This window comes from Nonomuraea sp. NPDC048881 (assembly GCF_040649795.1).
In the GTDB taxonomy this organism is placed as follows: domain Bacteria; phylum Actinomycetota; class Actinomycetes; order Streptosporangiales; family Streptosporangiaceae; genus Nonomuraea.
Genome location: NZ_JBEZGC010000009.1, coordinates 245,285 through 264,118 on the forward strand (window position 1 = coordinate 245,285; position 18,834 = coordinate 264,118).

Sequence of the window (18,834 nt, forward strand, 5' to 3'; positions counted from 1 at the left end):
GCAGGTCAGTGGAGGTCCCTCAGGAGGAGGGCGGTCTCCAGGGCGGCCAGGGCCGACTCGTAACCCTTGTCCTCCTTGCTGCCGGGCAGCCCGGAGCGGTCGAGCGCCTGGTCCATCGTCTCGCAGGTGAGCACGCCGTTGCCGACGGGCGTCTCCTCGTCGAGCGAGACGCGGGTCAGACCGCTGGTGACCGAGTCGCAGACGTAGTCGAAATGCGCGGTCTCGCCCTTGATGACCGCGCCGAGTGCGACCACCGCGTCACAACGCCGGGCCAGGGCCTGGGCCACGACGGGGATCTCCAGCGAGCCGGGCACGCGGACCACGGTCGCGGTGGCGCCGCTGTCGTCGCACGCCTGCACGGCCCGCGCCACGAGCTGGTCGGTGATCTTGGCGTGCCAGCTCGCCGCCACCACGCCCACGACCAGGCCCGCCGCGTCCACCACGGCCACTCCGGGACGGCCTTCTCCACTCATGACGCCTCCGAGATCTCGTGCGGGACGCTGGAGGAGATGTCGTGGCCGAGCCGGTCGCGCTTGGCCTCCAGGTACCGCTCGTTGTGCGGGTTCAGGGCCACGGGCATGGGCTCGCGGCCGAGCACCTTGATGCCGTAGCCGTCCATGCCCTTGAGCTTGGCCGGGTTGTTGGTGAGCAGCCGCACCGAGCGCACGCCGAGGTCGGCCAGGATCTGCCCGGCGTTGGAGAACTCGCGGGCGTCCACCGGCAGCCCCAGCTCGACGTTGGCGTCGACGGTGTCGCTGCCGTTGTCCTGGAGGCTGTAGGCCCGGAGCTTGGCCAGCAGGCCGATGCCCCGACCCTCGTGGCCGCGCAGGTAGACGACGACGCCGCGGCCCTCCTGTGCGATGGCGCCCATGGCGTGGTCGAGCTGCACGCCGCAGTCGCAGCGCAGCGAGCCGAACACGTCCCCGGTCAGGCACTCGGAATGGGCCCTGACCAGGATGTTCTCGCCGCCGCCGAGGTCTCCGTAGACGAGCGCGACGTGCTCGCCGCCGTCGAGGGCGCTGGAGTAGCCGTAGGCCCGCCACATGCCGTACGCGTTGGGCAGCCGGGTCTCGGCGACCCTGGTGACCATGCTCTCGGCGCGGCGGCGGTGGTCGACGAGCTGCTCGATGGAGACCAGCGCCAGGTCGTGCTCGTCGGCGAAGCGGCGCAGCTGGGGCAGCCGGGCCATGGTGCCGTCGTCGTTGACCACCTCGGCCAGCGCCCCGGCGGCCGACAGCCCGGCGAGCCTGGCCAGGTCGACGGCCGCCTCGGTGTGGCCGCGCCGGGCCAGCACGCCGCCCTCGCGGTAGCGCAGCGGGAAGATGTGGCCGGGCCGGACCAGCTCGTTGGGCTCGGTGGCCGAGTCGGCGAGGGTGCGGATGGTCCTGGCGCGGTCGGCGGCGGAGATGCCGGTGGTGACGCCGTCACGGGCGTCGACGGTGATCGTGTACGCCGTGCGCATGCGCTCGCGGTTCTGGGACACCATGAGCGGCAGCCCGAGCCGGTCGAGCTCCTTGCCGTCCATGGCCACGCAGATCATTCCGCTGGTGTGCCGGATCAGGAACGTGCACAGCTCCGGCGTGGCCTTCTGGGCGGCGAAGATCAGGTCGCCCTCGTTCTCGCGGTTCTCGTCGTCCACGACCACGACGGGACGGCCGTTGCGGATGTCATCGATGGCCCGCTCGATCGGGTCGAGCTTGAACTCGCTCATGCCGCTGCCACCACTTCCGGACGGGCGGCGGCGCGGTACTCGCGCAGCCACTTGGCGAAGCCCGTGAGGACCATGACGAAGAACACGCCGTAGACGGCGCCGGAGACGTAGAGGCCGGAGTTGAACGCGACCGGCACGCCCACCAGGTCGACCAGCACCCAGATGATCCAGAAGTCGACCAGCGCGCGGCCCTGCGCCCAGGTGGCGACCGCGCCGCCGACGAAGATGTAGGCGTCGGAGGCCACGACGGACACGGGCGCGCCCGGGTACCACGACAGGTCGAACGTCTTGAACAGGACGGTCACCACCGCGGTGCCCACCGCCAGCGCCGCCAGCATCCGCCACCGCTCGCCGCCCGTGGCGGGCCGGACGGACAGGGCGTGCTCCTGGGTGCCCTGCCGCCACTTCCACCACCCGTAGACGGCCAGCACGGCGAACAGGGCCTGCTTGAGCGCGTTGCCGGTGACGTGCGCGCTGATCGAGGCGAGGAACAGCAGCACCGAGCCGGTGAACTGGACCGGCCAGGTCCACATGGACTTGCGCATCGCGAACGCCACGGTGGCGAGGGCGAACACGTTGCCCACCAGGTCGGTCCACTTCACCGGCAGACCGAAGATGTCAATCGATGCGTCCACCCAGCTCATCGGGTGCCCACCAGCCTCTCCACATACTTGGCGATCACGTCGACCTCAAGGTTCACCACGTCGCCCACCTGGCGGTCGCCCATGGTGGTCAGCTTCAGCGTGGTCGGGATGAGGCTCACGCCGAAGCTGTCGTCGTCAACCGTCGTGACGGTCAGGCTGATTCCGTCGATGGCGATCGAGCCCTTCTCGGCCACGTACCGGCTGAGCGGGCCGGGCAGGGAGAAGCGCAGGTCGTCCCAGTTCTCGCCGGGGGCGCGGGACAGCAGGCGGGCGGTGCCGTCGACGTGGCCCTGGACGATGTGGCCGCCGAGGCGCTGGTCGGCGCGTACGGACCGTTCGAGGTTGACCGCCGAGCCCGCGGTGAGGCCGCCGAGCGAGCTGCGGTCCAGCGACTCCCTGATGACGTCGACGGTGAACACGTCGTCCTTGACCTCGACGACCGTCAGGCAGACGCCGTTGACGGCGATCGAGTCCCCGTGGGCGGCGTCGGAGGTGACGAGCGGGCCGCGCACGGACAGCCGGGCGCCACCGCCGGCCTGCCCGCCCGCCGGCTCGATGGCGACGACTTCGCCCTTCTCCTCGATGATTCCGGTGAACATCACTTCTCCCTGCCTTGATGCGGAGCGGGCCGCGCGGTCAGCCGCAGATCCGACCCGATGGGGGAAAACTCGTCGAAGGTGAGGCGGTGGGCGCCGCTGATCGTGGCGACGCCCGCCGGGCCGAGCGCGGCCCTGCCCTCGCCGAGGAGGGCGGGGGCGAGGTAGGCGTACACGCGGTCGATGAGGCCCTGCCGCAGGAACGCGCCGGCGAGGGTGGGGCCGCCTTCCAGGAACACGGCGACCACCTCGCGGGCGGCCAGCTCGCGCAGGAGGGCGTGCAGGTCGAGGCCGCCGTCCGCGTGCCGGGGCAGGCGCAGCAGGCCGGCCTTGAGCCCCGTCACGGCGTCGTCGGCGACGGCGACCAGCGTGGGGGCCTCGTCGTCGAGGACGCGGGCCGCGGGCGGCGTCCTGCCCTCGGTGTCCACGACGACCCGCAGCGGCGGGCGGGCGCCCAGGGGCCGGCCGGCCAGCGGCGGGCTGCCGGCCAGCAGCGCCCCCGCGTCGCCCTCCCCCGCCTGCGCCCCGGCGTTCTCCGGGAGGCGGACGGTGAGGTGGGGGTCGTCGGCCAGCACGGTGCCGATCCCGGCCACGATCGCGTCGGAGGCGGCGCGCAGCCGGTGCACGTCGGCCCGCGCCCGCGGCGAGGTGATCCACTGGCTGGTGCCGTCGGCGGCGGCCGACCTGCCGTCGAGGGTCGCGGCGAACTTCCAGGTCACGTGCGGCCTGCCGAGCCGGGCGTAGGTGAGCCATTCCTCGTTGACCCGCTCGGCCGCCTCGGCCAGCACGCCCTGCGTCACGCTCACCCCGGCCGCGCGCAGCCGCGCCGCGCCGCCGGCGGCCTTCGGGTTGGGGTCGGCGACGGCGACGACCACGCGGGCCACGCCCGCGGCCAGCAGCGCCCGGCTGCACGGCCCGGTGCGGCCGGTGTGGTCGCAGGGCTCCAGCGTCACGTACGCCGTGCCGCCCCGCGCCTGCTCGCCCGCCTGCGCCAGCGCCACGACCTCGGCGTGCGGGCCGCCCGCGTAGGCGTGGAAGCCCTCGCCGACGACCTGCCCGGCGGCCGACAGCACGACGCAGCCGACGACGGGGTTGGGGCTGGTGCCGCCGTGTCCGCGCGCGGCCAGCTCGACGGCGCGCGCCATGTGCGCGGCGTCGGCGGCTGAGATGTCCACCCGGGTCTCCTACTCGCCAGTAGCTTCAAGCCACGGCGGGCCCCGGGGGGTTTTCGGGTGCCGGCACGGCACCACGTCAGGAGCCCGGCTGGGACGCCGGACACCTCGCGCGCTTCCTCCCATCCGGACTTTAACCGTCGGTCCTGGAATTTCACCAGGTCAACCGGCCGATGGCATCGGCCGGGTCGCGGACTGTAACCGCCGGTTCGGACTTTCACCGACCCCGGAGCACGCTAGCTCTCTTCTTGTACCAGTTTGCCATGCCGATTACGGAAAGCGCGACCGCCCCCGTGCTATTTGAACAAGCGCTCGCTCAGGCAGCCATCAGCTTGCGCGCCCGGCGGGCGGAGGGCGCGTAGCGGACCTGCTCGGGGACCAGGCCGATGCCGGTGTGCAGGGCGCGCAGCGTGGCCGAGGCCCACAGGTCGCCGACGGGCGTGGCGGGCAGGCCGTACAGGCGGCGGGCCCAGCGCGGCAGCGTGGCCAGGGCCAGCACGGTCAGAGCGGGCACGGCGGGCCGCAGCGCGGACAGCGCGCCGGGCAGCGGCGTGTGCAGCGACAGCCGCAGCGGATGGGCCGCCTCGGGCACCAGCCGCAGCCCCGGACGCCGGCCGTCGATGTAGGCGCGCAGCTCGGCCACCGAGCCCGGCACGTCGTCCCCGTCCAGACCCACGACCTCGGCGGCGCGCCGCCACTCGGCGACGAACCGGTCGGCGTCGGCGTCGGACAGCCGCACGCCGGCGCGGCGGGCCACCGTCAGGTAGGAGTCGACCTCGCCGACGTGCACCCAGCGCAGCGCTTCGGGGTCGTCGAGGTGATAGGTCTCGCCGGTGTCGGGGTCGCGGGCGGTCAGCGTGGCGTGGATCTTGCGCACCCGGCGGCCGGCCCGTTCCACCTCCGCGCGCGTGCCGTACGTGCGCACCCGGACGAACTCGCTGGTCCGCAGGAAGCGCGACCACGCCTCGGCCGGGTCGAGCAGCGCCGAGTTCTGCAGCACGCCGCGCATCGCCCTGGGGTGCAGCCCCTGCATCAGCAGCGCGCGGAAGCCGCCGACGAGCTGGATCGGCTCCCCCATCACCCGCCAGGTCACCGACTCGGGGCCGAAGATCCCATAGTCGTCGTCCATAAGTGAAGAGTTACCCAGCGAGGCGACAAACCATGCCAAAAGCCCCCGGCCGGGAACCGGCCGGGGGCTTTCGTCGAGGCTACGGAGATCAGCCGGTGAAGCCGATCGCCGTGTAGTCGGCGGCCTGGTAGCCGAAGGCGCCGTAGTTGGCCAGCGTCTTCTTGGTGGCCTGGATGTCAGGACGCTGGTACAGCGGGATGGTGTGCACCTGGTCCCAGATCAGCTTGTCGGCCGCGTTGGCCAGCTCGTAGGCCTTGGTCGGGTCCATCTCGCTGACCGCGGCGTCGATCGCGGCGTCCAGCGCCGGGTCGCTGCCCTTGGGGAAGTTCGACTCGGAGCCGGTCTTGTAGATCTGCGGCAGGCCGCCGAGCGGCAGCGGCGTGCCGATCCAGGAGAACGGCACCAGGTCGAAGTCGCCCTTGATGATGTAGTCGGTGAAGAACTTGTCATCGGGGACCGGGCGGATCGTCAGCTTGATCCCGGCCTCCTTGAGCATGGCCTGGGTGAGCTCGCCCTCGGTCTTGGCGTACGGCAGGCCCGCCGGGACGACGAAGTTCAGCGAGAACTCCTTGCCGTCCTTCTTGCGGACGTCGCCCTCCTGCTTCCAGCCGGCCGCGTCGAGCAGCTCCTTGGCCTTGGGCAGGTTGTACTTGCCCAGCTCGCCGGAGTTGTCGGCGTACGCCTTGTGGTTGTTCATGAAGACGTGGTTGCCCAGCGTCTGCAGCGGCCAGTCCATGTCCTTGAGGTCGGACTGCGTGATCACGTCACGGTTGATCGCGTACGCGACGGCCTGGCGGACCGACTTGTCCTTCAGGAACTCGCTCTGGTTGTTGACGGTGATGTGCCGCCAGTTCGGGCTGAGCGCCTTGCGGACGTCGACGTTCGGGACCTCCTTGGCCCGCTTGAGGTCGGCCGGGCTGCCCGGCGGGATCTCCACCGCGTCGAGCTCACCGTTGGCGAAGGCGTTGACCTGCGCGGCGGGCGTCTCGATGGTACGGAAGATGACCTTGTCAAGCTTGGCCTTGCGGCCCCACCACTTGTCGTCGCGCACCACGGTCAGGGTCTTGGTGCCCTCGTTGATGCTCTCGACCTTGAAGGGCCCGGCGGTGACCGGGATCTTCTGCAGGTAGTCCTTCTCGTACTTCTCCGGGGTCTCCATGTGGGAGGCCGGGTACAGGTGCGGCGAGCGCGAGAACTGCCCCATCCACTCGGGGTAGTTCTTGCCGTACGTCACGACGGCGACCTTGTCGCTGTCACCCTTGGTGACCGACTCGATGCGGTCCCAGCCGTCGGTGGAGGCCGGCTTGAACTTCTTGTCCTTGCCGCTGTTGGCCTTCCACGCCGCCTCGAGGTCCTTCCAGGTGATCGGCGTGCCGTCCGACCACTGGGCCTTCTCGTTCAGCGTGTAGGTGACGACCTGCTTGCCCGACGACAGGTCCATCTTGACGTCGGTGAGGTAGTCGGGGTTCGCCTTGAAGTTGGCCTCGGAGTCGGCGATCATCAGCTGCGGCATCAGCGAGTCCAGCATGTCCGCCGTGTCGCGCTGGTTGCCGTCGATGTGGTTGCCGTTCCACTGGCTCGGCCACTGGCCGACCGAGAGGGTGAGCGTGCCGCCGTCCTTGACCTGCTCGTACGGGACGGGGTTGATCGCGATGCCAGGGGTCTGCGACATCTGCTGCTGAGCCTGCTGCGACTGCTCGGCGCTCGGCTTCTTGGCCTCGCCGCCACCACCGCCACAAGCCGCCGCGGCCATGGCGAGGACGGCGATTCCCGCCGCCGCCCGGTAACGAACCTTCACTTTTCCTCCTGATCGTCCGAGGCCGTGATGACCTCGACTTCCTCCGCGTAGTGGCAGGCGGCGCCGTGGTCCACGGCGGTCGCGAGCCGGGCAACCGAGGGCTCTTCGTCCACGCAGCGCCGGCGTTCGGCCTCGGTGAGGAGGGCGAACTTGGGGCAGCGCGTGCGGAACCGGCAACCCGATGGCGGGTCGGCCGGGCTGGGCAGGTCGCCTTCGAGCAGGATCCGCTTGCGCGTGCGCTCCATCTCGGGGTCGGGCAGCGGGATCGCTGACAGCAGCGCCTGCGTGTAGGGGTGCGCGGGGCGGTCGTAGACCTCCTCGACCGTGCCGATCTCGGCGATCCTGCCGAGGTACATGACCGCGACGCGGTCGGCCAGATGCCGGACCACGGCCAGGTCGTGCGCCACGAACAGGTACGACAGCCCCAGGGTGTTCTTCAGCTCGTCCAGCAGGTTGATCACGCCGGCCTGGATGGACACGTCCAGTGCCGAGACCGGCTCGTCCAGGACGAGCAGCTTGGGCTCCAGGGCCAGGGCGCGGGCGATGCCGATGCGCTGGCGCTGGCCGCCGGAGAAGCTCTGCGGGTAGCGCTCGGCGTACTCGGGCGCCAGCCCCACCAGTTCGAGCAGCTCGGCGACCCGCTGCTTGACGTTCTTGCGCCCGTGGGCGCGCAGCGGCTCGGCGATGATGTCGCCGACCGGCATGCGCGGGTCGAGCGCCGCCATCGGGTCCTGGAAGACGATCTGCAGGTCGCCCCTGAGCGCCTTGCGCCCGGACGGGCCGAGCTTGGCGCTGTCCTGGCCGAGCACGACGATCCGGCCGCTCTGCGGCGGGGCGAGCTGCATGATCTGCTGCAGGGTCGTGGTCTTGCCGCAGCCCGACTCGCCGACCAGGGCCAGCGTCTCGCCCTCGGCGATGTCGAAGCTGATGCCGTCCACGGCGTGCACGGTGCCGACGCGGCGCTTGAACACCGCGCCCTTCATCAGCGGGTAGTGCCGGATGAGGTTGTCCAGCTCCAGCACGGTCGCGCGCTGCTCGCGCGGCACGCGGACCACCTCGCTGACCGGGATGACCGGGACCGGGAACACGTCCGTGCCGGTCAGGCCCTTGTACTCGATCTCGCGGGAGCGGATGCAGGCGACGTGCCTGCCGCCGCCGACGTCGGTGAGCGGGGGCTCCTCGTCGTCGCACGAGTCGATCTTCATCGGGCAGCGCGGCGCGAACGGGCAGCCCGGCGGCAGCGCCGCCGGGGAGGGCGGGTTGCCCTCGATCGGCACCAGCGGCCCCTCCTCGCCGTCGATCCTGGGGATCGAGGCGAGCAGTCCCATCGTGTACGGCATCCGCGGCCGGTAGTAGATGTCGTCGACGTTGCCCTGCTCGACCGGCTTGCCGGCGTACATGACCAGCACCCGGTCGGCCATGCCCGCGACGACGCCCAGGTCGTGCGTGATCATGACGATGCCGGCGCCCGTCTCGCGCTGGGCGGTCTTGAGCACCTCCAGCACCTGGGCCTGGATGGTGACGTCGAGCGCGGTGGTCGGCTCGTCGCAGATCAGCAGGTCGGGGTCGTTGGCGATGGCCATCGCGATCATCGCGCGCTGGCGCATGCCGCCGGAGAACTCATGCGGGAACGCCTTGGCCCGCACGTCCGGGTGCGGGATGCCGACCAGGTCGAGCAGTTCGACGGCGCGCTTGGCGGCCTTGTCCTTGCCCAGCTTCTGGTGGACGCGCAGCGCCTCGGAGATCTGGTCGCCGATCGTGTAGACGGGCGTGAAGGCCGACAGCGGATCCTGGAAGATCATGCTCATCGACTTGCCGCGAACCTTGACCAGGTCGTCTTCCTTCATCCCGATCAGCTCCTGGCCGTGGAGCTTGACCGAGCCGCTGATCTGGGCGGCGCGCGGCAGCAGGCCCATGATCGCCAGGGACGTGACGGACTTGCCCGAACCGGACTCGCCCACGATGCCCAGGACCTCGCCGCGGGCGACCTCGTAGCTGACGCCGCGCACGGCCTCGATGCCGCCGGGGAACGTCACGGTGAGGTCTTGAACCTCCAGGATGCTCATGAGTTGCTCCCCGGGTCGAGTGCGTCGCGCAGGCCGTCTCCGATGAGGTTGATGCTCAGGACCAGCAGCACCAGGAGCCCGGCGGGGAAGGCGAACAGCCAGGGGTAGCCGGTGGCGTTGCGGGAGCCCTCGGCGATCAGCGTGCCGAGCGAGACGTCGGGCGGCTGGATGCCGAAGCCGAAGAAGGACAGCGCGGCCTCGCCGATGACCGCGCCACTCACGTTGAGGGTGGCGTCGATGATCAGCAAGGAGGACAGGTTCGGCACGATGTGCCGGAAAATGATCTTCCAGCGGGGGATGCCCATGTAGACGGCCGCCTGCACGTACTCGCGCTCACGGAGCGAGAGCGTCATGCTGCGCACCACCCTGGAGGTGATCATCCAGGCGAACGCCGCCAGCAGGACCACGAACCAGAGCCAGGAGGCGCCGCGCAGGCGCGGCGAGGCGATCGCGATGATCAGGAAGCTGGGCAGGACGAGGAGCAGGTCCACGCCCCACATCAGGACGCGGTCCACCCAGCCGCCGAAGTACCCGGCGAAGGCGCCGACGATGGCGGCCAGGCCGGTCGAGATGAGCGCCACGAGCAGGCCGATGATGATCGACTTCTGCATGCCGCGCAGGGTGACGGCGTACATGTCCTGGCCGATCGTGGTGGTGCCCCACCAGTGGTCGGACGACGGCGCCGACAGGAAGGCGAGGAAGTCCTTGTCCGTCCAGTCGTAGGCGCCGAACAGGGGGCCGATGTAGGCCAGCGCCACCAGCAGCACGAGGGCGATGAAGCCGTAGCGGGCCTGCCGGTTGCGCAGCATCCGCCCGAGAACAACCTTGGAACGCACTTAGCTCACCCGCACTCGAGGGTCGAGGGCCGCCACCAGCAGGTCCGACAGGAAGCCGGCGAACAGGACGCAGACGGAGGCGAACATGCTGACCGCGGCCACCGAGTTCACGTCGTTCTGGTTGATCGAGTCGACCAGCCAGGCGCCCATGCCGTTCCAGGCGAAGATCTTCTCGGTGAAGGTGGCGCCGGTGAGCATCGTGCCGAAGGCGAAGGCGAAGTACGTGGCCGCGGGGATCAGCGCGGTGCGCAACGCGTGCTTGATCAGGGCGGTCCTGCGCCGCAGGCCCTTGGCCATCGCGGTGCGGACGAAGTCCTGGCCGAGCACGTCCAGCATCATGTTGCGCTGGATGCGGCTGTAGAAGGCGATCGAGCCCAGGCTGAGCGAGATGGTCGGCAGGATCAGGTGGTTCAGCCGGTTGGTGAACTGGTCCCAGCCGGACAGCTTGGGGTTGTACTCGCCGGTGAACTCGATCAGCGTGAAGCCGAGCCCGCGGTTGAGGTTGTAGGCGCTGATCGCCAGCAGTGTGGCCAGCACGAACACCGGAATCGCCATGATCACGAACGAGCCGACGCCGATCACCCGGTCGGTCACCCGGTATTGCTTGATCGCCGACAGGGCGCCGAGCGCCACTCCGAAGACGAACCCGAGGATCGTGCCCACCAGCAGCAGCCGGAGGCTGACGAAGATCCGCCGGCCCATCTCGTCGTTGACCGAACCGCCGTTCCAGGTCTTGCCGAAGTCACCCGTGACGACGCCCTTGGCCCAGGTCGCGTAGCGCTCCAGGACGGGCGTCTTGTCGTTGAGGTTGTAGCTGTCGAGGGTGGCGTCGATGACTTCCTCGGCGACGGGAGGCTGGCGGCCTTCATACGCGCCGCGGGGGTTCATGGTCGTCGCGGCGAGCATGTAAGCCAAGCTGGCCGCGATCGCGACCAAGATCAGATTGATCGCCAACCTGCGGAGCAGGTACTTGCCCATTACCCTCCGTTCGCACTGAACGAGGGCCCGGAAACCCCGGTAGGAGAAGACCCCCGCAATGGAAAAAGACCGTCTTACGCCGCGAAAAGTCATGACGCGGAACGGCGATCAAAACGCAGGATATCTAGCCAAACATCACAGTCAGCAATAGTTCGACATAACGGTAGGGTCACTAAGCACGGTGGCAGCTCGTCGTCGATCACCGCCCTACAGGGGGGTTGACCTGGGGAAACGTGCCCTATCAAGATCGGTAACGCGCGCTATCGGATCGGCGTGTGTCACAGAATCCTGACAAAAAATAACCCAATCCCGAAGTGACGCACGTCATACTGATCAATAGGCTGGGGATTGATATTTCGCGATGTCGCGGCTTTTGATCTCAGGCGGGTGGCCGAGGTGGGTCGGTCCGAGGGCACGCTGCCGCCCGCCCCGAAGGCGTCCCCGGGACGATCCCCCCACGCTCACGCTCCGCTCACCACTGCGGCTTCCGTCCCCCTCCGCACAAGACCGGCCCCCGCCCTCAGCGGCCCCCGTACCTCCAGCAGGCCCGCACCTCGGATGGGCTCGCCCCGAGCGGACCTACACTCGGCCGCGCACCACGGTGTGAGCCAAGTGAGCCTGCGCTCCCTTGGCCCCGCCCCCGAGCGGACCTGCACCCCGAACGGGTCTGCACCCCTGGTGAGCCTGCACCCCAGTGGGCATGTAACTCCTCTGGCCCGCAGCTTCAGTGAGCGCGTGCCCCAGAGGGCGTGCGCCCCTCAGCGGGCCCGCACCCCAGTGGACCGAGGCGCGGCGGCAGGACTGTGGTGCGCGCCTCGCGGAGAGGCCGCGGGAGTGCCTGGCGGGCCTCGCGGGGTTCCGCCCAGTGCGGCGCACGCCTCGTGGTGAGGCGACGGAGCCGCCCATCCCTGCCACCGACCACACCTTGCGGAGGAGCGGAGGAGCCACGGGGGCGCGCGGGGCACGCCCGTGGCGGGAAGGGGCAGCGGTAGACGGGAAGGGTCAGCGGGTGGCGGGAACGGTCGGCGAGTGCCCGGGAACGTCAGGCGAGTGCCGGGGAACCTTGGGCGAGTGCCGAGGGAGGGTCAGCGAGTGGCGGCGGCACGGAGGGCGTCGATCGCGGCCACCGGGTCGGCGGCCCCGTAGACGGCGCTGCCGGCCACGAACACGTCGGCGCCCGCCTCCGCGCAGCGCTCGATCGTCTCGGCCGTCACACCCCCGTCGACCTGCAGCCAGACCGACCCGCCGTGCCGCTCGATCATCGCCCGCGCCGCCCGCACCTTCGGCAGCACCATGTCGAGGAACTTCTGCCCCCCGAACCCGGGCTCGACCGTCATCAGCAGCAGCATGTCGATCTCGCCGAACAGCCCCTCGAACGGCTCCACCGCCGTGGCCGGGTTGAGCGCGAGCCCCGCCCTGGCGCCGAGCGACCGGATCTCGCGCAACGTCCGCACCGGCGCCTTGGACGCCTCCGCGTGGATGGTCACGCTGCCCGCTCCGGCCTCGGCGTACTGGGGGGCCCAGCGGTCGGGGTCGGCGATCATGAGGTGGCAGTCGAGGGGCGTCTGGGTGGCTTTGCGCAGGGACTCCACCACGGGCAGCCCGAGGGTGAGATTGGGCACGAAGTGGTAGTCCATGACATCCACGTGCAGCCAGTCGGCGTTCGGCACGGCGGCGGCCTCGTCGGCCAGCCGCGCGAAGTCGGCGGCGAGGATGCTGGGCGAGATCTGTACGGCCATGATGCGCCAGTCTATTGAACCGCCCGCTCCCCCTCGACGCCCCCTACCACCACGCCAACCCCGCCACCACACGGGCAAGGGACGCGAGAGGAGCGGACGGGCGCCCAACGCGTGGGCGCCCGACACGCGGGAGTCCAGCACGCGGCGGTCCGGGACGCGCGCGTCCAGCACGCAGACACCCAGCACGCAGACGCCGAGCTCGCGGGCGAGGGGCGAGCGGGGTCAGGGGCGTTTGCGGAGGAGGGCCAGGAACATGGCGTCGGTGCCATGGCGGTGGGGCCAGAACTGCGCGTACGGGCCGTCGCCGAGCCCGTCGACCTCCGGCAGGTAGTCGCGCGCGTCGAGCTGCTCCACGTCACCCCTGCGGCCCATGACGTCGCCGACCACGACGCGCGTCTCGGCCAGGTGCGGCGAGCAGGTCACGTACGCCACCACCCCACCCGGGCGCACGGCGTCGAGGGCCGTACCGAGCAGCCGCCGCTGCAACGCGCCCAGCTCGGCGATGCTGGCCGGGTCGCGCCGCCACCGGGCCTCCGGACGCCGCCGCAGCGCGCCCAGCCCCGTGCAGGGGGCGTCGAGCATGACCCGGTCGAACACCCCGGGCCGCCAGGCGGGTTCGGTGCCGTCGGCGGTGACGACCGAGGCGGTCCTGGTGGTCTGCCAGACCAGCCGCGCCCGGTGGTACTGCACGTCGGCGGCCAGCACCCGCGCCCCACCGGGGAACGCCACAGGGCCGCCGCCCGCCGCGCCGCCGTCACCCGCCGCGCCGCCGTCACCCGCCGCGCCGCCGTCGCCCGCCGCGTCGCCCTCGCCCGGACGGCGCTCGCCGTCGCCCGGACGGCGCTCGCCGTCGAGGCCCGCCAGGTCGCCGTACGTGGCGACGGCGTCGAGCAGGCCCGCCTTGCCGCCCGGCCCGGCGCACATGTCGAGCCAGAGCTCGTCCTCGCCGTCGAGCGGCACGCGGGTCAGGGCGAGCGCCACGAGCTGGCTGGCTTCGTCCTGGACGGCCGCGCGGGTCTCGGCCACGGCCTCGATCTGCCCGGGGTCGCCCTCGCGCAGGTAGGCCGCGTACGGCGAGTAACGGCCGGGCGCGGCCCCGGACTCGGCCAGCTCGGCCACCGAGCTGCGCCCCGGCCGCGCGACCAGCGTCACCAGCGGCCGGACGTTGTCGGCGTCGAGCAGGTCGGCCAGCTCCCCGCCGCCGCCCAGCGCGTCGCGGAAGGCCGAGACGATCCACCGGGGATGCCCGTAGGCGACGGCCAGATGGCCGACCGGGTCCTGGTCGGAGTCGGGCGCGACGATGGGGATCCAGTCCTCCAGCTCGCGCGAGCCGATCTTGCGCAGCACCGCGTTGACGAACTTGGCCGCGCCCTGGCTGATGCGCAGGCGTACGAGATCGACGGTGGTGCCGACGGCGGCGTGCGGCGGGACGCGCATGCGCAGGAGCTGGTGGGCCCCCAGCCGCAGGGCGTCGCGCACGGCCGGGTCGGGCGCCCGGTCGCTGCACATCTCGATGATCGCGTCGTAGGTGCCGAGGCCGCGCAGCGTGCCGTAGGCCAGCTCGGTGGCCAGCGCCGCGTCGCGCCCGCGGATGTCGCGCTCGCGCAGCAGCCGCGGCAGGAGCAGGTTGGCGTAGGCGTCGCGCTCGTCGACGGCCCGCAGGAGGTCGAAGGCGGCGTTGCGGGCGTGGTCACGGGCGGGGCGGCGCGGGCGGTTCGCTCCGCGGGGCCTGGTGCCCGTGGAGCCGGCCGGCGACCGGCGGGGTTCACGCGAAGGCATCGTCACTCGCAAGCCGGACGCCGCGCGCCCACTCGACCGCCCCCATCGCCCGCTTGCCCTGCGGCTGCACCTCGCCCAGCTCGACCGGGTCGGTGGCGGTGCCGACGAGCACGTGGCTCTTCGTGGCCAGGATCCGGCCGGGCGCGAGCCGGTCGGCCTGGACGGCGACCTTGGCCGGCCCGAGCTTCACCCGCTGGCCCCTGAACTCGCTCCACGCCCCCGGGCCGGGGGTGCAGGCGCGGATCAGGCGGTCGACCCGCATGGCGGGCTTGGACCAGTCGACCCGCGCGTCGGCGACGTTGATCTTGGGCGCGATCGTCACGCCGTCGAGCGGCTGGGGACGGGCCTCCAGCGCGCCGTCCTCGACGCCGTCGAGCGTGGCGGCCAGCAGGCCGGCGCCGGAGACCGACAGGCGTTCGAGAAGGGAGCCGCTGGTGTCGTGGGTCAGGATCTCCTCGGTGACGACGCCGTAGACCGGGCCCGCGTCGAGCTCCTTGACGATCTGGAACGTCGTGGCGCCGGTGATCTCGTCGCCGTGCAGCACCGCGTGCTGGACGGGCGCCGCCCCGCGCCAGGCCGGCAGGACCGAGAAGTGCAGGTTGATCCAGCCGTGGCGGGGCACGTCGAGGGCCGACTGCGGCAACAGCGCGCCGTAGGCCACCACCGGGCAGCAGTCGGGCTCCAGCGCGCGCAGCGTGTCGAGGAAGGCGGGGTCGCCGACCTTGGCCGGGCGCAGCACCTCGATGCCGGCCTCCTCCGCGAGCTCGGCCACCGGCGAGGGGTGGACCTTGCGCCCCCGCCCTGACTGGGCGTCGGGACGGGTGATGACGGCCACGACCTCGTGCCGCGGCGAGTCGATCAGCATGCGCAGCGACGGCAGCGCCGTCTCGGGTGTGCCCGCGAAGACCAGCCGCATCGTCAGAGCGCCCTTCCGCCGGTGGCGTGCGGCGACATCTTGATCACGGGGGCGGACAGGCCGCTCCACTCGGCCTCGCGGATCGCCTTCATGGCCAGCTTGCGCTGTTTGGGGTCCATGCGGTCGATGAACAGGATGCCGTCGAGGTGGTCGGTCTCGTGCTGGAAGCAGCGGGCCATCAGGTCGGTGCCCTCCAGCGTGACCGGCTCGCCGTGCATGTCGAAGCCCTTGGCCACGGCGCGGACGGCGCGCGGCGTCGGGTAGGACAGGCCGGGGAAGGACAGGCAGCCCTCCTCGCCCTCCTCGTCGAGGTCGGCCGACAGGTCGAGGTCGGGGTTGATGAGGTGGCCGAGCTGGTCGTCGACGTAGTAGGTGAACACCCGCAGGCCGACGCCGATCTGCGGGGCCGCCAGGCCCGCGCCCGGGGCGTCCATCATCGTGTCGGTGAGGTCCTTGACCAGCTTGCGGAGCTCCTTGTCGAAGTCGACGACCGGGGCCGCCGGGGTGCGCAGCACCGGATCTCCGAACAGCCGGATCGACTGGATCGCCAAGGGGCTCACTCCTGTTCTCGAACGTGGATCAGCCCAGTTTACCGGCGGTGGGCCGGCGGCCGGTCGTGGCGCAGGGAGCGGGCCTTCATCGCGGCCTTGCGCGCCGCCTTGGCCACCGCCCGGTCGTCGTGGGAGCCGGCGAGCATGTCGAGCACGGCCAGCGTGTCGGGGTGGCCGACCGCGGGCATCTCGCCGACGAGCTTGATCAGGTCCTCGCCCGGCTCGGGCATGTCGAGGCGGCCCGCGGCCGGACCGGACAGGTGCATGAGCGCGGCGAGGTTGTCGACCGCGATCCAGGTGTGGTCCTCGGGGCTGAGCGGCGGGGCCTCCAGGTCGCGGATGTGCAGCCAGGAGGCGGCGTAGCGGCGCGTGAGCGGGTGGTCGAGCGCCTGCCGCACGGGCTGCTCGGCCTCGGGGCCCAGCTCCTCCAGGATCGCGCCGACCGCGCCGCGCTGCCCGGCGGTGCCGGAGGCGGCGATCTCGATCAGCTCGCGGGCGGCCGCCTCGGGGGGCCGCCGCTCCAGCCAGCCCGCCACGGCGCTCTGCGTGGCGGTGCCCTTCACCAGTGCCTCGACCAGCTCGGCGGCCGACAGGTCGGCGAAGACCTGCACCTCGGCGGCGGTGGGCGCGTCGTGGCCCTCGCGCAGCAGGTCGCGCCGGACGGCCCAGACCCCGAGCGGGGTGAGCGCCGTGCGCCCGGCCTCGGTCTGCTCCACCAGCCCGCAGTACGCCAGCAGCGAGACCGCCTCCAGCAGCTCGGCCGGCAGCGCGGCGGCCAGTCTGCGCATCTCGACCGGGCCGGGCGCGCAGGCGACCTCGTGCGACTGCAGGATGCCCCTGGCCAGGTTGCCCACGGCCACGCCGGAGCGCACCGAGTAGATCGTGGCCAGCATCTCGGCCAGGTGGTCGTCGACCACGGAGGAGCCGGTCAGGCCCTCGTCGGCGCGGTCGAGGACGTCCATCACCACGCCGTCCCAGAACTCCAGCGTGGCCTCGACCGTGAGCTGCATCGACAGCGGGCCGCGGGAGGCCCGGCCGCCGAGGATGCGCAGCAGGCCGGTGTTGACCGCGACGATCCAGATGAGCCGCAGCCGCGACTCCTGGAGCCCCAGCTCTTCCGCGGCGGCCCTGGCGTCGGACTCGCTCAGCATGCCGTCGGCGCCCACCTCGCGGCTGCCCGTCCAGGCGGTCAGGCGGATGGCGTCGGCGACGAGCGGCACCGCGGGCACCGCGCGGGCCAGCTCGGCGTCGCTCGCCAGCAGGACGGGCGGGAAGGTCAGCGCCTCGTGCTCCACGGAGGTCTCCTCAGGTGGCCGTGGAGGCACGGCGGCCTGCTCATCGATCAGCTTGCGCAGCTCGGCGAGGTCGAAGACATTGTTTGCCACCCAGGAAACTTACTGCACAGCAGTCACAAGGACGTACTCAACGGATGGCACGGGAGCGCGCCTTGAACGCCGCCTTGCGCGCCGCCTTGGCCACCGTGTCGTCGGGGATGGAGCGTCCGAGCAGCTCCAGAACCTCGACGACGTCGGGGTGGTCGACCCGCCACATCTCCTCGATCAGATGGGCCGGCGGACCGGACGCCGCCATGTTCTCGGCGAAGATCTCCGGATCCTCCCGCGCGGCGGGCATCGCCAGGGCGAGCATGTCGACGCTGACCCAGAGCAGTTCGTCCTGGGTGAGCGGCGGCGCGCCGAGACCACGTGCGGCCAGCCAGTGTATGACGTGCGGGCGCAACTCCTGGTCGTCGAGGTGGTCGCGCACCTGCGGCTCGGCCTCGGCGCCCAGCCGGTCGACGATGGTGATCGCGATGCCGCGGGCCACGGCGGGCGCGCCGGAGGCGGCGGTCAGCAGCTCGGCCGCGGCCTCGCCCGGCGCGCGGCCGGACAGCCAGCGGGAGATGTCCTGCTCGGCCAGCTCGGCGGGCAGCCCTTCGAGCAGCCCCTCGATGAGGCCGCGCGCGTCGGCCTCGCCCAGGTCGGGGGCGACCGGGGCGTCGAGGCCGAGCGAGAGGTAGTGCTCGCGCAGCCCCCAGACCGCCAGCGGCGTCAGCTCGGCCGCCGCGCCGTCGAGGCGGACCATGCCCCACCCGGCCAGCTGGTCGAGCGCCCCGGCCACGTCGATGCCGCCCTCGCCCGAGACCTCCTCCAGGTAGTCGGCGACGACCTGGAGCGGCACCGGCGCCTGGAGGCGGTAGAGCATGTCGAACAGGTCGTAGAGGCCCTCGTCGAGCTCGGCGTGGCCGGTGATCTCGCCGCCGGTGTCGTCCTCCAGCAGCCGGGCCACGGTCGCGGCCCAGGCGTCCAGCGGCTCGCCGTCGCCCGGTGGGGGGCCGCCGGCCAGCTCCGGAACGGTCCGCAGCGCCTCGGTCAGCTCCTCCTCCGAGGCCAGCCGGACGGCGGGCAGCGGGGTGCAGCCCGGACAGTCGCACGGCGCCTCGCCCAGGTCGGGCAGCTCCCCGGACGGGATCGGCACCGCCTGTTCGAGCGATTCGGGCCCGATCGAGCTGAACAGGCTCTTGGCCATGCCGAAGTTGGCCGGGTCGGCCAGCGCCTCGGGCATGCGGGGGCCGATGTCGTCGAGCCGGGCGCGCATGCCGGCCACGGTGGCCGGGCTGGCGTGACCGGCCTCGCCGAGGTAGTCCACCAGCGTGCGGGCGGCCGCCACGGTCTCGGGCGCGCTCTCGGGCGGCGCGATGACCTTGCGCGGGTAGATGGACAGCAGCAGCTCGTCGAAGGTCTCCGGCGTGAAGTCGCGCAGTTCGTTGACGTTGAGATAGTCGCTGGCGTAGTCGCAGAGCAGGCGGACCTCGTCCGCGTCCACTTCGACTTCCCGCGCGCGCCCCCATGCGCGCAGGTCGTCGATGGCCTGGTTCACCCATTCGATCGACACAGGGGCACGCTAACGGCTGACCAACAG

16 protein-coding genes and 1 riboswitch are annotated in these 18,834 nt (G+C 71.7%); all 16 genes read right to left on the minus strand.

Annotation, left to right across the window (positions count from 1 at the left end; all coding sequences use genetic code 11):
• Positions 1-5: 5 nt before the first annotated feature.
• The 16 genes from ribH to AB0C33_RS30815 all read right to left on the minus strand — a co-directional run bounded on the left by ribH (position 6) and on the right by AB0C33_RS30815 (position 18,807).
• A complete protein-coding gene (ribH, locus tag AB0C33_RS30740; protein ID WP_352327123.1) occupies positions 6-473 on the minus strand; it encodes a 6,7-dimethyl-8-ribityllumazine synthase in 468 nt (155 codons plus the stop codon).
• Positions 470-1,711, minus strand: a complete 1,242-nt coding sequence (locus tag AB0C33_RS30745; protein WP_358293977.1) for a bifunctional 3,4-dihydroxy-2-butanone-4-phosphate synthase/GTP cyclohydrolase II — start codon at positions 1,709-1,711, stop codon at positions 470-472. Before AB0C33_RS30745 ends, ribH begins: the two co-directional genes overlap by 4 nt.
• The gene (locus AB0C33_RS30750; protein WP_358293978.1) at positions 1,708-2,355 is read right to left on the minus strand and encodes a nicotinamide mononucleotide transporter family protein; all 648 of its coding nucleotides are present in this window, start codon (positions 2,353-2,355) and stop codon (positions 1,708-1,710) included. The genes AB0C33_RS30745 and AB0C33_RS30750 overlap by 4 nt, the downstream gene beginning before the upstream one ends.
• Positions 2,352-2,954, minus strand: coding sequence for a riboflavin synthase (locus AB0C33_RS30755; protein WP_358293980.1), 603 nt, complete (start codon positions 2,952-2,954; stop codon positions 2,352-2,354). The genes AB0C33_RS30750 and AB0C33_RS30755 overlap by 4 nt, the downstream gene beginning before the upstream one ends.
• A complete protein-coding gene (ribD, locus tag AB0C33_RS30760; protein WP_358293982.1) occupies positions 2,954-4,126 on the minus strand; it encodes a bifunctional diaminohydroxyphosphoribosylaminopyrimidine deaminase/5-amino-6-(5-phosphoribosylamino)uracil reductase RibD in 1,173 nt (390 codons plus the stop codon). The genes AB0C33_RS30755 and ribD overlap by 1 nt, the downstream gene beginning before the upstream one ends.
• A gap of 105 nt (positions 4,127-4,231) precedes the next feature.
• A riboswitch (FMN riboswitch) is annotated at positions 4,232-4,362 on the minus strand.
• Positions 4,363-4,439: 77 nt separating this feature from the next.
• Positions 4,440-5,252 (minus strand): oxygenase MpaB family protein, encoded by an 813-nt coding sequence (locus AB0C33_RS30765; RefSeq protein WP_358293983.1) that lies wholly within the window; start codon positions 5,250-5,252, stop codon positions 4,440-4,442.
• 88 nt (positions 5,253-5,340) lie between these two features.
• On the minus strand, positions 5,341-7,050 hold the full coding sequence (locus AB0C33_RS30770) for an ABC transporter family substrate-binding protein (protein ID WP_358293984.1): 1,710 nt from the start codon (positions 7,048-7,050) through the stop codon (positions 5,341-5,343).
• A complete protein-coding gene (locus AB0C33_RS30775; protein ID WP_358293985.1) occupies positions 7,047-9,116 on the minus strand; it encodes an ABC transporter ATP-binding protein in 2,070 nt (689 codons plus the stop codon). Before AB0C33_RS30775 ends, AB0C33_RS30770 begins: the two co-directional genes overlap by 4 nt.
• Positions 9,113-9,952, minus strand: a complete 840-nt coding sequence (locus tag AB0C33_RS30780) for an ABC transporter permease (RefSeq protein WP_358293987.1) — start codon at positions 9,950-9,952, stop codon at positions 9,113-9,115. Before AB0C33_RS30780 ends, AB0C33_RS30775 begins: the two co-directional genes overlap by 4 nt.
• Positions 9,953-10,930 (minus strand): ABC transporter permease, encoded by a 978-nt coding sequence (locus tag AB0C33_RS30785; RefSeq protein WP_358293989.1) that lies wholly within the window; start codon positions 10,928-10,930, stop codon positions 9,953-9,955. It abuts the gene before it with no gap.
• Positions 10,931-12,015: 1,085 nt separating this feature from the next.
• Positions 12,016-12,669, minus strand: coding sequence for a ribulose-phosphate 3-epimerase (rpe, locus tag AB0C33_RS30790; protein ID WP_352353174.1), 654 nt, complete (start codon positions 12,667-12,669; stop codon positions 12,016-12,018).
• Positions 12,670-12,891: 222 nt separating this feature from the next.
• Positions 12,892-14,448 (minus strand): transcription antitermination factor NusB, encoded by a 1,557-nt coding sequence (locus tag AB0C33_RS30795; RefSeq protein WP_358293991.1) that lies wholly within the window; start codon positions 14,446-14,448, stop codon positions 12,892-12,894.
• Complete coding sequence (fmt, locus tag AB0C33_RS30800; RefSeq protein WP_358293993.1) at positions 14,435-15,364, minus strand: methionyl-tRNA formyltransferase; 930 nt, start codon at positions 15,362-15,364, stop codon at positions 14,435-14,437. Before fmt ends, AB0C33_RS30795 begins: the two co-directional genes overlap by 14 nt.
• Before the next feature lie 2 nt (positions 15,365-15,366).
• Complete coding sequence (def, locus tag AB0C33_RS30805; protein WP_358293995.1) at positions 15,367-15,915, minus strand: peptide deformylase; 549 nt, start codon at positions 15,913-15,915, stop codon at positions 15,367-15,369.
• A gap of 38 nt (positions 15,916-15,953) precedes the next feature.
• A complete protein-coding gene (locus AB0C33_RS30810) occupies positions 15,954-17,300 on the minus strand; it encodes a hypothetical protein (protein WP_358293997.1) in 1,347 nt (448 codons plus the stop codon).
• Positions 17,301-17,337: 37 nt separating this feature from the next.
• A complete protein-coding gene (locus tag AB0C33_RS30815; RefSeq protein WP_358293999.1) occupies positions 17,338-18,807 on the minus strand; it encodes a hypothetical protein in 1,470 nt (489 codons plus the stop codon).
• Between the last annotated feature and the right edge of the window lie 27 nt (positions 18,808-18,834).